Raw genomic sequence first — 14,348 nt, 5'->3', positions numbered from 1 at the left:
GCACTTACAGGGTTTAAAGTCTCCAGTTTTACCACATGCTTTTACCACATCAAAAGTAATAAATTAATTTAATAATATTGCATCCCTAAGACTCCCTTTACAGAGAATCTTAAAAATACTTGTCTATTAGATTTTATTCAATGATGCTGCTACATCTAACGGCTCATACAAATCACCTGCGATACTGATTAACTTACCACCTGTAAGAGTTGTCTTAATATCATGTGTACCTGCTGGAGCTGTAGTGCGGTCTGTAGGATGCTTGAAGCTTCCATCTACTGAGACTACACGTTTGCCGTTCTGTGTTGAGTAGGTGAATACTGGAGTTGTCATAAAATATTTCTTTCTATAAAAATGTTATTGAGTTAGTGCGGTGTTGAATTGCATTAATAACTGACCCACCAATTGCATTTAAAATTGACCCACCCTTAGCTGTTAATTTAGCATAAATTTATTGGGTTGGTATCTTGATGTCTCTCTCCTTTTGACTGTGTGCAGTACTGTGTTTATAGCGGAAGCTATCATTGCCTGTTTCAACAATATGGCATCGATGCGTTAAGCGATCTAATAATGCCGTTGTCATCTTTTGATCTCCAAAGACATTACCCCATTCAGCAAAGCCTAAATTAGTCGTGATAATGACGCTGGTATGTTCATACAACTTACTCAGTAGATGAAACAACAAAGCACCACCTGCTTGGCTGAATGGTAAATATCCCAGTTCATCTAAAATTACTAGATCTACATACATCAGCCTAAACGCCAATTGTCCTTGTTTGCCAGCAGCCTTCTCTAACTCTAATGTGTTGACCAATTCAATCGTAGAGAAGAAACGTACACGTTTTAGATGATGCTCAATCGCTTGAACACCAATGGCTGTAGCTAAGTGGGTTTTACCTGTACCAGGTCCTCCAATCAGTACCACATTCTGCGCATCTTCAGTAAAGGCACACCGGTGCAATTGCTTAATTAAAGGTTCGTTTGCTGAACTCTGGCTAAAATCAAAACCAGTCAGGTCACGATAGACTGGAAACTTCGCAATCTTGACTTGATAGTTAATTGAACGTATCTCTCGTTCTGCTATTTCAGCTTTTAACAGGCTGCCTAATATGAGTTGGGCTGATTCGTAGCTAGGTACGCCTTGTTGATGAAGCTCATCTGCCGCTTGTGCCATGCCATACAGCTTTAATCCTTTTAAAGTGGTCATCATCACCTCATGCTGCATGACGCACCTCCCTTAAGCCATCGTAACGTTCAACATTTGCGATAGGCTCTTCATTCAATGACAAACGTTGCGGCGTATCTGCTAATGGCGGCGGCGCAGGACTGATCATTCGCCTTAATATATTAAGGATGTTCGGTTTAGACGCTACGCCTAATGCCAATGACTCTTCAATCGCAGCGAGTACTTGTGCCTGATCATAATGCAATACCAGCGACAGTACTTCGACCATCTCTCTGTCACCTCCAGCTCTTTTTAATAACTTGGTTTGCAGTTGCTTGAATGCCTCAGGCAATGCCGTAAATGGTGCGCCATTACGTAAGGCACCAGGTTTACGCTGCAATACACTCAAGTAGTGCTGCCATTCATAACACGTCACGCTACTGCGATGATGACGATTGATGATGCGTTTGTGTTCAGCAATGACAGCCATTTCTGACACCATGGTTAAGTGATCTGCATAGACACGTAAACTCACATGTCGATTAGCAAAAGAGGCTGGCACACTGTAACGATTTCGTTCAAAGTTGACTAAGCAAGTTGGTGTGACACGCTTGGTGTACTCCACAAAGCCATCAAAGGATTGAGGCACGGGCATTAGCATCTGGCGCTCCAATTCCCAAACATCTGCAATGGTTTGTTGTCTATCTTCCGGATGGGTGATTTGCTGCCATAAGGCCATACAGCTTTCGGTCAGCCAATCGTTCAGCGTTTCCAAACTGGCAAATGGTGGCGCTTGATGCCACAGCCGATGTCGTGCATCCTGCACATTCTTCTCAACTTGGCCTTTCTCCCAACCAGAGGCTGGATTGCAGAACTCAGCTTCAAACAGGTAATGACTGGTCATGGCTTTAAACCTTGCATTCACGGTGCGTTGTTTACCACGGCCAACCTTATCAATTGCAGTGCGCATGTTGTCGTAGATGCCGCGCTTAGGAACGCCACCTAAGCATAAGAATGCGCGATGATGTGCATCGAACAACATCTCATGGGTTTGTAGTGGATAAGCCCGCAAGTAAAAGGCGCGACTGTGAGCAAGTTTGAAATGGGCAACCTGTAGTTTCGTGCGCTCGTTGCCGATGATAGCCCAGTCCTCGCTCCAATCGAACTGAAAGGCTTCACCAGGGGCGAATGTCAGAGGAATGAAAGCACCGCGACCGATGGTGCCAGCCAGTTGCTGTTGCTGCAGTCGCCATTGCTTGGCATAGGCGACCACGCGGTCATAAGAACCAAGGTAACCCAGCTTGACTAAGTCATGATAGAGCTGCTTTACGCTACGCCGTTCTTTACGCCCGCGATTGGATTCGGTTTTAAGCCATTGCTGCAGCTTGTCTAGATAGGGACTTAATTTGCTGACACGTCCTTGCCCCATATATTGAGGGATAACAATGTCATTGCGCAGGTATTTCTTGATGGTGTTGCGAGATAAGCCAGTCCTTTTAGCAATCTCACGAATCGACATTTGATCACGCAAATGCCAGCGTCTGATTACACTTAATAGTTCCACGGTGATCACTCCCATTCTCCTGCTCATAGCTTGAGCAGAATAGTATCGGTACGTGGGTCAATTTCTAGTGCAATTTATATCGTTAGGTGGGTCAATTCTGAGTGCAATTCAACAACCCCAAGGCTTTCTGCCAGCCCCGACACGCTTACCACCCCTATTTGATTGATTAATATCTGTCATATGATTATTGTACGCTAATCAAAAACAAAAGATACATGACGATAAAAATAGAGGGTTAAATTCAGAAATCTAAAGAGTTCTTAAGGGAAACTAGAGGGGCGACAAGTGGTTTCTAAACATTTGCGATTGATGTATTAACAACGAAAGCATTGGTTAAATTAGAGTAACGGATATTATCGTTTTAGATGATTTAATGCGCTTGGATAGAAAAAGTCATACCTCGAGTGTAGCTGTTGTGTGTAACACTTGAGTTTGAAACTTATTACTGCGTGTGATTTATTTGCGAATCAACCATTTAAGGTTGTATTGGCGTCCCCACGGGGATTCGAACCCCGGTCGCCTCCGTGAAAGGGAGGTGTCCTAGGCCTCTAGACGATGGGGACCTAAGAATTTCTGTACCGTATTACAAGTGCAACATCATACTACAAAACACTTAATTAACTAAGCAGAATTTTAGTAATTTTTGTTATTTGGTGGAGATAAGCGGGATCGAACCGCTGACCTCTTGCATGCCATGCAAGCGCTCTCCCAGCTGAGCTATACCCCCAAATCTACATCAAATTTCGCTGGTGATTTACTTGCGTCATCAGCGAGGCGCCATATTAATGATGGTGCGAACTATTGTCAATGATTTTCACCAGCATTTTTGAATTGTGGCGAATTTATTTCAAAATTACTTTAAAACTAGCCTCGAATATTGGATTGGCTCTCAAATTGCGTGAGTTCAACGCGCGGTAGTGGTTGCCAGCCCGCTTTACGATGTTCAGCGACTACATTAGTAAATACTCCGCCTCGTACATAAAACTTGGCAGTTACCCGCATGAATTTTGGTTGAGTGGCTGCAATTAGGTCATCTAGTATCGTATTCGTCACAGCTTCGTGAAAACAGCCTTCGTCACGGAAAGACCACATATATAGTTTTAAGCTTTTTAACTCAACGCAGGTTTGGTCTGGGATGTAGTCCAAATAAATGATAGCAAAATCTGGCTGACCTGTTTTTGGACAAAGGCAGGTGAACTCAGGAATTTCCATATGAATGTGGAAATCGCGTGCTTGATTTGGATTTTCAAACGTTTCTAGTGTTTTAGTGGGTTGTGCGGTTGGTTTGCCGCCGATTGATTGTGTAGTCATAGGGTGTTTTTGCTTAAAAAAAGTTATTATACTAGCTTATAAAATTCTACAAAAATTTAGCTTAAATAATTTCTATTCAATTTGCGTTTAACTCACTTAAAACTTGCTGGCTTTAAATCGTTTGTTGATCCAACAACGTTGCATATCCATGGTCAGCGCGTGGGTGTCGTTGGGCCTAATGGTTGTGGTAAATCCAACGTCATGGAATCTGTGCGTTGGGTATTGGGCGAGTCGTCAGCAAAAGAAATGCGTGGCGACAGTATGGATGCCGTTATTTTTAACGGATCTGGCAATCGTAAGCCTATTTCACGCGCCAGTGTTGAGTTGATATTTGATAATAGCTTAGGCGGCGCCACGGGCGAGTGGAGCCAATACGCAGAAATTTCAGTTAAGCGCGTGATTGAGCGTGATAAAGGCTCAACCTATTATATTAATAATACTGTGGTGCGACGTCGCGATGTGGCTGATTTGTTTTTAGGCACAGGTTTAGGTGGTCGAGCTTACGCCATTATTGGTCAAAATACGATTAATCGGATTGTTGAAGCTAAACCAGAAGAATTGCGTATTTTCTTAGAAGAAGCGGCTGGTATTAGTAAATATAAGGAACGCCGTCGCGAAACTGAGCTACGTTTGCGAGATACGCGTGAAAATCTCATTAGAGTAGAAGATATTCTGCGTGAGCTGGATAAGCAAATTGCACGCTTACAGTCTCAAGCTGTTGTTGCAGCGGAATATCACCGTTTACAGGCGGCTTTAACCATTACGAAAGGCCAAGTATGGTTGCTTAAAAAACGTGATGCCAGCGCGCAATGGGAGAAAGCGCAGCGTCAGGTAGAAAAGCTAGTGAATGAACTTGAAGCGCAAATGGCGAGCTTGAGAAGTAATGAAAGTGCGCTAGAAGTGGCTAGGCAGAAGAATTTTTCCGCGACTGAGGCAGTGAATCAGGCGCAAGCTAAGTATTATGAAGCCAATGCAGAGGTTTCAAATCTTGAGAATCAAGTAAAAAATACTGCAGATGCACGTGAGCGCATGCAGTTACAGTTGCAACAAATCAATACTCAGTTAGAGAAAAACATCACGCAACAAAGTAATTTACAAGAGAGTTTACTAAATGCTCAAAATGAATTAAATCTAGCAAATACAGATTTTTCAGCGGTAGAGTTATTGGTAGAAGAAGCTCGTGAGGCTGTTCCAGCCTTATCTGGTCGTTACCAACAGGCTTTGACAGCCTTTAACGCTAGCCAAGCAGCTCTGACACATGCTGAGCAACGCTTAAAACTGGAGCAAGCGAATATTGGGCATATAGCCCGCACCATCACTGAAACGAACGAGCATTTGCAACGTCTGCAACAAAATTTGAATGGGATTCAATTTCCAGCGGATGAAGTGCTAGCAGAGAAAGAGCAACAGTTGGCTAAGGCAGAAGCTGAGATTGCCAGTTTAGAAAAACATGCGGCAGAAGTATTGCAAAATGAACAAGCGCTAAATTTATCACTCAAAGCAAGTCGAGATAACCATTTAGTTCAGCAACGAGAATTAAACTTATTAGAAGCTGAGATAGGCTCTTTAAATAAAATTCAACAAACCATGCGTAATGGCAATAATGAAGCTGCGCTATCAAGCTGGTTAAAAAATGCTGGTCTAGATAACAATGCGCGTATTTGGCAAAAAGTCAGCATAAAGGCAGGTTGGGAAACCGCCTTGGAGTCGGCTTTGGGCGCAAGATTAAACGCGCTTACAACTGCTGAAATCAGTGAAAATAACGGCTTACCAGCTAGTAGGCCACCCAGCGCGTTAAGTTTAGCGATAACATCTGAATTAGCCGCTGCGAACAATGCTGCAGCTAGTCCGCAGCAAAATTCACTATATTCGTTGATGGAAAAAATAACACCAGATTTACAAGCTGTTCTACAAGATTGGCTGGCAGGCGCGTATGTGCTTGAGGAAGGCGTAGATGCAAATGCTGCGCGCAAAGGCTTAGCTTACGGTGAGTATTTGGTGAACAAGCAAGGTGATATATACACAGCACAAAGTGTGACTTACTTTGGCGCGCAATCTATATTGCATGGCGTATTGGAAAGACAGGCTCAACTTGATGCATTGGTGAAGAAACTACCTGACTTGCAAAAAAGTTTAGTTGTAGCTACTAATAAAGTCACTGAGTTAGAACAACAACTGCAAACCTTGCGTCACGAGCATCAAACACGCAGCCTGCAATTAAAAACGGTGACTCAGCAGGCGCATCAGTTAAGTATGGCGCTGCAACAACTTAAGCAGCAGCAATCGAATGCCTTGCAGCGAGAAAAAACATTGCAAGCGGATATCGCATTGACGAGTCAGAAACTAGTTAAACTCAAAGCGGAAACGGCATTGAAAGAGCAATTGGTGACTGAGATTTCACAAGGTTTTCAGCAGTTACAACATGAAAAAGACGCGGCTGATAAAAACAGGCAGCAAACTGAACTGGCGTTTAATGAGGCCAGAAACCAACTGCAATCATTAGAGCGCGCGCATCAAGAGAAGTCTTTTAATATTAAATTAAATAACAATAATATCAATGAATTAAATAATAAAATTAATCATTTACTTGAAGAAAATACCAGCCTTAAATTACGCTGTAATGAAGTGGAAGCCACATTGGCTGCCACCAAAATGGAGGCGTTAAAAGCTAATTTAGAAACCGCGATTAACAACAAACAACAGCAAGAACTCACTTTTGTCAATGCACGCAACCAAATGAGTGATTGCGAACAGGCTTTGCAACAGCAAGAGCGCATGCGTATGCAGAATGAACAGTTATTGCATCCCTTGCGAGATAAGCTCGAAGCAAGCCGGCTTAGTGAGCAGGAAGCACGCTTGTATTTTGAACAATGTCAGGCTGAGCTATCGGCTTCGCAATTGAGTGAGGCTGAGCTTACGGAGCATCTAACGGCTAATGGGGGTGAGAGTAAGCTCAAAGTGATTGATTTAGAAAGCAAACGCGACAAGCTTGTTCTGGATATAGAGGAGCTAGGCGCGGTGAATTTGGCCGCTATTCAAGAACTGGAAACCGAGCAAACTCGCAAACAATATTTGGATAGCCAATGTAAAGACTTAACTGATGCTAGCGAAACATTAGAAGATGCCATTCGGAAGATAGATAAAGAAACAAGAGGGCGCCTGCAAGCCACGTTTGATGAGGCTAATCGCCATTTTATGGAGTTGTTCACCACGCTATTTGGCGGCGGGCAGGCAAGATTAGAGCTTTTGGGTGAAGAGATATTAGATACGGGTATGCAAGTTTTTGCTCAACCTCCGGGCAAGAAAAACAGTACGATACATTTGTTATCTGGTGGTGAAAAAGCACTCACTGCTTTAGCCTTGGTATTTGCTTTATTTAGGTTGAATCCAGCACCATTTTGTTTGATGGATGAAGTGGATGCACCTTTGGATGACAGTAATACTGAGCGTTTTTGCAGCATGGTGAAAAAAATGTCTGAGAAAACGCAGTTTTTATACGTAAGTCATAATAAAATAACCATGGAAATGGCGCAGCAATTGATAGGTGTTACTATGCAAGAGTCTGGCGTTTCACGTATTGTGGATGTGGATATGGAAGCTGCGGTGCGCATGATGGAAGAAGTAGCGGTTTAATCAGTGGCATACATTAGCAATATAGCAACGATTTAAAGTAGTACTGAAAGAAATAATGATGAGAGCAATTTTGAAAGTTAAATGTAAATGAGTGAATTACAAATAGCCTTAATCGCCATAGGCGCGCTGATTATATTAGCCGTGCTTGTTATTAATTGGTGGCAGGAAAGACGATTCCACAATCAAGTGGAAAAGAGCTTTTCACCTTTGCAAAGAGATGCTTTACTGGATGACGATAATTTAGACAATACTGATTTAGAAGATAGTCTAGATGAGCTTGGTACTGGTGAGCCAAGCTTTGAAACTCGCAACTTAAATGAACCAAAATTCCATACCAATCAATTTGATAGCGCTGCAGATAACAGGGCTAGCAATCACTTCTCAATTGATGAAACAACGGCAGTTAGTAAGCAGCCATTACACACAAAATATGAAGAGTCTGATGATAGGTTTGTAGCCTTACCGAATGAAAATGCTGCAGAGTTGCTAATGCAAAAAGAAGAGTCTATTGATGATACCTACAGCGAACTCATCAATTCAAAATTAGACAGACTAGTTTCTGATAATAATAAACAAGATCAGCATCAACAAGCACCAGTGCAAGATGCTGTAAATACCCAAAATAATGATTTCAAAGCCGTGTTTGACCAAGCTTCAACTAAGCAAGACCCAATAGAGCAAAATCCACAAACAAAAAATAATCTACATGCAGAGGCTTCTGTGAGCTTGCCTGAAATGCTGCATGGGCAAATGGATTTAACGGCTTTATTGTATTTATCTACGGACACGCCTATTAGCGCCTTAAATCACGCCTTAACTTCATTGTTTGATAACTTTGATAAACCAATTTTTGTGCATGTTTTAGACTCTAACAAACAATGGCATTTGTTAAAAGAGATGCAAACTAATCAAGAAGCATTGAATAGACTTATTTCAAAAGTGGCTTGCAGCATGCAGTTGGCAGACCGCGGCGGAGCAGTGGAGCGTAGCACATTAAACCGCTTTCAATTAGCGGTTGAAACTTTAGGGTTAGATATTAATGGTCATGTGGAATGGCAAAATGCGGGTGATGCACTGAATACAGCCAACTCTTTAGATTTATTTTGTATAGAAGTGGATAAGACCATTGGGTTTCATTTAATGCATGGTGATAGCGGTGCTTTTACTGGCACCAAATTACGCGGCTTGGCAGAGGCGCAAGGCTTAACACTTACCCCAGATGGCACTTTTAAATATTACGATCAATCATCTGATGATATAGCTAATAAGCAACATCCATCCTTTGTGATGTTCAATCGTGACGATCATCCGTTTAGCCCAGAAATGCTCAGAACCTCAGTGGTAAAAGGTATTACGTTCCAACTAGACATTCCACATGTTAAACAGTCGGCTGAAACCTTTAATCAGATGATACAAGTAGCAAGACAAATGGAAATAGGGCTGAACGCAACATTGGTGGATAGTAATAACAAAGTGCTGGGTGATATTCAAGTCGAGAAAATTCGTCAGCAAATTAAGGTGTTGCAAGCCACCATGTTAGTACGTGGCATCGTTCCTGGCTCAGATAGCGCACATAGACTATTCTCTTAACGTACTAGGTAATATTCAGTATGTTGGTAATCTCATTGCTAGACCGTTTATGTTAGAAAGCCTATGTTAGATCCTATGGCGCAGCCAGACCTATTTGGAAGTTTAGGGCAACCCAATCTGGCATTACGCTGCCAGCAGTTGCGTCAACTTATAGCCCAATATGACCATGAGTATTATGTGCTTGATGCGCCATCTGTGCCCGATAGTGAATACGACCTCGTCTACCGCGACTTGCAAGACATCGAACGTCAACACCCCAATTTAATCACCCCAGATTCGCCAACACAGCGTGTAAGTGGTTCTGCTGCCAATGCCTTCAATAGTATTACGCACAGACAGGCTATGCTGTCACTCAATAATGCGTTTGAGGATAGTGAGTTAGAAGCCTTTGATAAACGCGTCCGCGAAGCATTGGGGCAAGAGCAGGTTGAGTATGCTGTTGAGCCAAAATTTGACGGCTTGGCCATTACTTTAACTTATGAGAATGGCATTTTTACGCAAGGTGCAACCCGTGGTGATGGTTACACGGGTGAAGATGTCACCCATAATTTGCGTACTGTGCGTTCAATCCCAATGCGGCTTAATTGTGAGAACGCACCTAAATTATTAGAGGTGCGTGGCGAAGTGTTAATGTTTAAGCGCGATTTTGAGAAGCTTAATCAAGCGCAGTTGGCTAAAGGTGAAAAGCTGTTTGCCAACCCGCGAAATGCCGCAGCTGGTAGCCTTCGTCAATTAGATGCAAAAATTACCGCAACACGCCCACTAAGCTTTTTTGCTTATGGTTTAGGAGTAGCAGACGGCGCCCCAGCCTTAGGCAGCCATAGCATGGCGATGGATTATCTAGCAAACCTGTATTTTCCTGTCAGCGAAGTGCGGCAATTGGTCATGGGCGTAACAGGCCTACGCGATTATTACCAAAAAATTGGTCAGCTGCGCAACGAACTGCCGTTTGATATTGATGGCGTAGTTTATAAAGTTAATCAATTCAATCAACAAAATGAACTTGGCTTTGTTTCGCGCGCCCCACGCTGGGCGATTGCACATAAGTTTCCAGCGCAAGAAGCATTAACAGTCGTTGAAGATATTAATGTGCAAGTAGGCCGTACTGGCGCTATTACACCAGTAGCAAGGCTGGCGCCCGTGTTTGTTGGCGGAGTAACTGTCACCAATGCCACATTGCACAACGAGGATGAAGTGCGGCGTAAAGATGTACATATTGGCGATACAGTAAGCGTGCGTAGGGCAGGGGATGTGATCCCAGAAGTCGTCAGTGTTGTACTAGAGAGACGCCTTGCGGATGCACGTCGCTTTGAAATGCCAACAGCATGCCCTGAATGTGGTTCACATATTCTAAAACAGGCAGATGAAGCCGTAGCCCGTTGCACGGGCGGTTTGTTTTGTCCTGCGCAACGTAAACAAGCAATTACGCACTTTGCATCACGGCGCGCAATGGACATTGAAGGATTGGGCGAAAAGTTAGTTGATCAACTAGTTGAAGCTAATTTAGTGCATACGCTGGCTGATATCTATCAACTCAACTTAGAGACATTAAGCAATCTAGATCGCATGGCGACTAAATCTGCGCAAAACATTTTAGATGCGCTAGATCACAGTAAAATAACCACACTAGCCCGCTTTATCTATGCGCTGGGTATGCGCAACGTGGGTGAAGCTACCGCTAAAGATTTAGCCAAGCACTTTGGCAACTTATCTGCACTCATGCAAGCTGACGCCGCATCGCTATTAACTGTGAATGATGTTGGGCCGGTAGTTGCCGAGTCTATTAGTAATTTCTTAGGTGAACAGCATAATCAAGATGTCATTCGAGCGCTGCAGCACGCTGGCATCTCATGGCCTGAAACTGAAGGCAAGCAGCTTGCTACGGGGCATTTGCTTGGTAAGTCCTTCGTGCTCACGGGCACATTGCCAACTTTATCGCGCGATGCAGCAAAAGAAATGATAGAGGCGGTAGGCGGCAAGGTGAGCGGTAGCGTTTCCAAGAAAACAGATTTTGTCGTTGCAGGCAGTGATGCAGGTAGTAAGTTAGATAAAGCGCAGGAACTTGGTTTGGTCATACTGGATGAAGCGGGTTTGCTGGCTTTGCTGGCTTAAGATTGTTAATGAGCTACCATCAATATCTTGAGCAAGTCATTGTTATCGCGAAAGCCGCCGGTGACGCCATCATGCAGGTATATTCAACAGATTTTAATGTCGTTAAAAAAGATGACAACTCACCGCTTACTCAGGCTGATTTAGCCGCACACCAAGTGATTGTTCAGGCTTTAAGCAAGCTCACGCCAGATATTGCTATTCTTTCTGAAGAATCAGACAGTATAGGTTTTGAAACGCGCCGCCAGTGGCAACAATACTGGCTGATAGATCCTTTGGATGGCACGCGGGAGTTCGTCAAAAGAAATGGTGAATTTACCGTTAATATTGCCTTTATAGATCGCCATCAGCCTGTGCTTGGCGTCGTGTACGCCCCAGTGACTGGCTTGTTGTATTACGCCAGCCACGGCCATGGTGCTTATAAGCAGCTAGAAACAAATCACACTCAAAGTATTCATACTCGATTATTAAATCTAAAACAGCCAACTGTCGCAGGTAGTCGTTCGCACTGCAATGAAAAAATGCAGCAATTCATGCGCAATTTAGAAAGCGTCGCAGGTGTAGCGCCTGAACTAATTAGCATGGGCAGCTCTCTAAAAATCTGTTTAGTGGCTGAAGGTTTGGCGGACGTGTATCCAAGGTTAGGACCTACCTCAGAATGGGACACCGCAGCGGCACATTGCGTATTGATGGAAGCGGGTGGCGATATAGTGGATATGTCTAATCATTCATTGCTTTATAACACCAAAGATTCTTTATTGAACCCTAGCTTTTTTGCTAAAGGTGATGGCGCTCACAACTGGTCAGTTTATTTATAACTTCTGTAAATCAGTCAAATAAAACCTGAATTAATTAGCGCGAATTAACTAGAAAGATAAACAACAAATGAAGTTACAAATTACTTTAAGTTCAATTTTTATCACATTGTTTTTAAATAATGTTTATGCAGAAAGTGCGGAAGTTTCTGCTTGCAAATCAGCTCTGAATAAAGGCGATGCTGTCACTGCCTTGAAGCAAGCTGAGAAAGCATTAAGCAACAATAATAAAGAGGTTGAGGCTTTCATTTGCCAGGGGCGCGCCTTGACTGCAACGACAAAATTTGACTTAGCGTTATCGTCTTTTAAACAAGCAAATAACTTATCAACCGACGTTTTTGACAAGACCAGCACCACTTTGCTGATTGGCCGCACTTATCATGCACTTAAGCAGGATGATTCGGCGATAGCAAGTTTTCAGCAGTCGCTGGTAAATGCTAAAGCTGCCAACAATCAGGCATTTGAACGTGTTGCGCATAATGCAATGGGTGATGTTTATTTTGAAAACAATCAGTATGCTCAAGCCTTACCTGAGTATATGGCGGGGACTAAACTTGCTGCAAATGACAATGAACGCGGCGAAAGCTACGAAAAAGTTGCATCAACCCATCACAAATTGAATCAAAATGATTTGGCTGTTGAATACCAACTTAAAGCCTATTTAATGCATGATACTGCTGGAACTTTAGATCAATACGCCCACTCTAGCGTTGAGCTAGGCCGTTATTACGTGATTACCAAGAGTTACACCAGCGCTGAAAATATACTGAATAAAATCATCAAGTTCGCCAAAGAGCAGGGTGGTGCCTACTATGAAGCACAGGGCAGTTATGTGTTGGCGCAAGTTAAAGTTGCAAAAGGTGATATTGCAACGGCTAAAAGCCTGATTGAGAACGCTAAACTCATTGCTAAAAACACCAATGACAAGGCTTTGGATGCAGAGATAGATCAAGAAACTGCTGGCTTGTTTTAAGTTTTAAGATTTTTAATTTTTACGGTTATAAAAAATTAGTTGAATATATTGTAAGGGAATCTATTCAGGGGCGACTAATAGGCAACAGAAACATCTCATCAATCTTTTTAATTGCACCTTTAATTGAGAGCCGCCATGATTATTCAAAGAAAGTCTGACATTATTCCCTCTGAAATTACACCTAAAACGGTTTTTGACAATCGTCGTGAGTTCATCCAGAAAGCAGGCTTTGGCCTAGTCGCAGGTGCGGCGCTCAGCTTATTAAGTAACCCACTTAAAGCCGCCACCGTAAGTTCTGGTACCACTGAAGGTGCAGGTCGATTAATAGGGCGTGCAAATGCTCCAGCTATTATTAAAGCGCCATCCTTTGGGGCTCATCAAAAAATCGCCAACTATGCTAAAACTACTTATGGCGCGGGCGAAAAGCTCACCGCTTATGAAGATGTCACGACCTACAATAACTATTATGAATTTGGTACAGATAAAAACGAACCTGCGATCAACTCAAAACTGTTCAAACCTTATCCTTGGACAGTCAGTATCGAAGGCGAAGTTAAAAAGAATAAAACGATAAGTATTGAAGATATTTATAAGTTAGCGCCGTTAGAAGAGCGCATCTACCGCATGCGCTGCGTAGAGGGCTGGTCTATGGTGATTCCTTGGATAGGATTGCCTTTAGCGCAATTGATTAAATGGGCTGAGCCTAATTCTAATGCAAAATATGTGGAATTTATCTCTTTAGCCGATAAACAGCAAATGCCTGGTCAGAACCTTCAAGTGCTTGATTGGCCTTATGTAGAAGGCTTGCGTATGGATGAAGCGATGAATCCACTGACAATTATGGCAGTTGGTTTATATGGTGAACAATTACCTAATCAAAATGGCGCACCTATGCGCTTAGTGACTCCATGGAAATATGGATTTAAAGGCGCCAAAGCGATTGTTAAGATTCGCTTTGTTGAAAAAATGCCAGTTTCAAGCTGGATGAAAGCAGGACCTAACGAATATGGATTTTATGCCAATGTGAATCCGAATGTTGAGCATCCGCGTTGGACTCAGTCTTCTGAAAAGCGCATTGGTGGCGGCTTGTTTGCTGGACGCATTAAAACACAGATGTTTAATGGTTATGCAGATCAAGTAGGGCAGATGTACGCTGGTATGGATTTACGTAAAAACTTTTAAGGTACT

General features: G+C 42.9%; 10 protein-coding genes and 2 tRNA genes. 6 read left to right on the top strand and 6 right to left on the bottom strand.

The window, feature by feature from the left end:
• Positions 1 to 126: 126 nt before the first annotated feature.
• The 6 genes from M301_RS07060 to queF form a co-directional block, all read right to left on the bottom strand.
• Positions 127 to 333 carry a hypothetical protein gene (locus M301_RS07060; protein WP_013148080.1) on the bottom strand — a complete coding sequence of 69 codons (207 nt, stop codon included), beginning with the start codon at positions 331 to 333 and terminating at the stop codon, positions 127 to 129.
• 118 nt (positions 334 to 451) lie between these two features.
• Positions 452 to 1,225: an IS21-like element helper ATPase IstB gene (gene istB / locus M301_RS07055; RefSeq protein ID WP_013146712.1), complete on the bottom strand. Its 774-nt coding sequence runs from the start codon at positions 1,223 to 1,225 to the stop codon at positions 452 to 454.
• Positions 1,215 to 2,738, bottom strand: coding sequence for an IS21 family transposase (gene istA / locus M301_RS07050; RefSeq protein WP_041359551.1), 1,524 nt, complete (start codon positions 2,736 to 2,738; stop codon positions 1,215 to 1,217). Before istA ends, istB begins: the two co-directional genes overlap by 11 nt.
• A 478-nt stretch (positions 2,739 to 3,216) precedes the next feature.
• Positions 3,217 to 3,292: transfer RNA gene (locus M301_RS07045), tRNA-Glu, on the bottom strand.
• 88 nt (positions 3,293 to 3,380) lie between these two features.
• A tRNA-Ala gene (locus tag M301_RS07040) sits at positions 3,381 to 3,456 on the bottom strand.
• Positions 3,457 to 3,593: 137 nt separating this feature from the next.
• Positions 3,594 to 4,040: a preQ(1) synthase gene (gene queF / locus M301_RS07035; protein WP_013148079.1), complete on the bottom strand. Its 447-nt coding sequence runs from the start codon at positions 4,038 to 4,040 to the stop codon at positions 3,594 to 3,596.
• Between the two features lie 81 nt (positions 4,041 to 4,121).
• On the opposite strand from queF, the gene smc reads away from it, so the two are divergent.
• The 6 genes from smc to msrP all read left to right on the top strand — a co-directional run bounded on the left by smc (position 4,122) and on the right by msrP (position 14,342).
• Positions 4,122 to 7,673, top strand: coding sequence for a chromosome segregation protein SMC (gene smc / locus M301_RS07030; protein WP_013148078.1), 3,552 nt, complete (start codon positions 4,122 to 4,124; stop codon positions 7,671 to 7,673).
• 87 nt (positions 7,674 to 7,760) lie between these two features.
• Complete coding sequence (locus M301_RS07025; RefSeq protein ID WP_013148077.1) at positions 7,761 to 9,263, top strand: cell division protein ZipA C-terminal FtsZ-binding domain-containing protein; 1,503 nt, start codon at positions 7,761 to 7,763, stop codon at positions 9,261 to 9,263.
• Between the two features lie 63 nt (positions 9,264 to 9,326).
• Positions 9,327 to 11,375: an NAD-dependent DNA ligase LigA gene (gene ligA / locus M301_RS07020; RefSeq protein WP_013148076.1), complete on the top strand. Its 2,049-nt coding sequence runs from the start codon at positions 9,327 to 9,329 to the stop codon at positions 11,373 to 11,375.
• An 8-nt stretch (positions 11,376 to 11,383) separates the two neighbouring features.
• The gene (gene cysQ / locus M301_RS07015) at positions 11,384 to 12,190 is read left to right on the top strand and encodes a 3'(2'),5'-bisphosphate nucleotidase CysQ (RefSeq protein WP_013148075.1); all 807 of its coding nucleotides are present in this window, start codon (positions 11,384 to 11,386) and stop codon (positions 12,188 to 12,190) included.
• A 67-nt stretch (positions 12,191 to 12,257) separates the two neighbouring features.
• Complete coding sequence (locus M301_RS07010) at positions 12,258 to 13,160, top strand: tetratricopeptide repeat protein (protein ID WP_013148074.1); 903 nt, start codon at positions 12,258 to 12,260, stop codon at positions 13,158 to 13,160.
• A 135-nt stretch (positions 13,161 to 13,295) separates the two neighbouring features.
• Entirely contained in the window at positions 13,296 to 14,342 is a 1,047-nt protein-coding gene (gene msrP / locus M301_RS07005) for a protein-methionine-sulfoxide reductase catalytic subunit MsrP (RefSeq protein WP_013148073.1), read from the top strand.
• Positions 14,343 to 14,348 lie beyond the last annotated feature (6 nt).

It is taken from the genome of Methylotenera versatilis 301 (genome assembly GCF_000093025.1).
Classification (GTDB): Bacteria; Pseudomonadota; Gammaproteobacteria; order Burkholderiales; family Methylophilaceae; genus Methylotenera; species Methylotenera versatilis.
The sequence above is the reverse complement of the archived record's forward strand: the minus strand, read 5'-3'. Positions and strand labels throughout refer to the sequence as shown.

What these genes read in the sequence shown, in the direction of transcription:
- istB (WP_013146712.1), bottom strand. Translation starts at nt 1,225, where the DNA reads ATGCAGCATGAGGTGATGATGACCACTTTAAAAGGATTAAAGCTGTAT.
- msrP (WP_013148073.1), top strand. Translation starts at nt 13,296, where the DNA reads ATGATTATTCAAAGAAAGTCTGACATTATTCCCTCTGAAATTACACCT.
- queF (WP_013148079.1), bottom strand. Translation starts at nt 4,040, where the DNA reads ATGACTACACAATCAATCGGCGGCAAACCAACCGCACAACCCACTAAA.
- M301_RS07060 (WP_013148080.1), bottom strand. Translation starts at nt 333, where the DNA reads ATGACAACTCCAGTATTCACCTACTCAACACAGAACGGCAAACGTGTA.
- M301_RS07025 (WP_013148077.1), top strand. Translation starts at nt 7,761, where the DNA reads ATGAGTGAATTACAAATAGCCTTAATCGCCATAGGCGCGCTGATTATA.
- M301_RS07010 (WP_013148074.1), top strand. Translation starts at nt 12,258, where the DNA reads ATGAAGTTACAAATTACTTTAAGTTCAATTTTTATCACATTGTTTTTA.
- cysQ (WP_013148075.1), top strand. Translation starts at nt 11,384, where the DNA reads ATGAGCTACCATCAATATCTTGAGCAAGTCATTGTTATCGCGAAAGCC.
- ligA (WP_013148076.1), top strand. Translation starts at nt 9,327, where the DNA reads ATGTTAGATCCTATGGCGCAGCCAGACCTATTTGGAAGTTTAGGGCAA.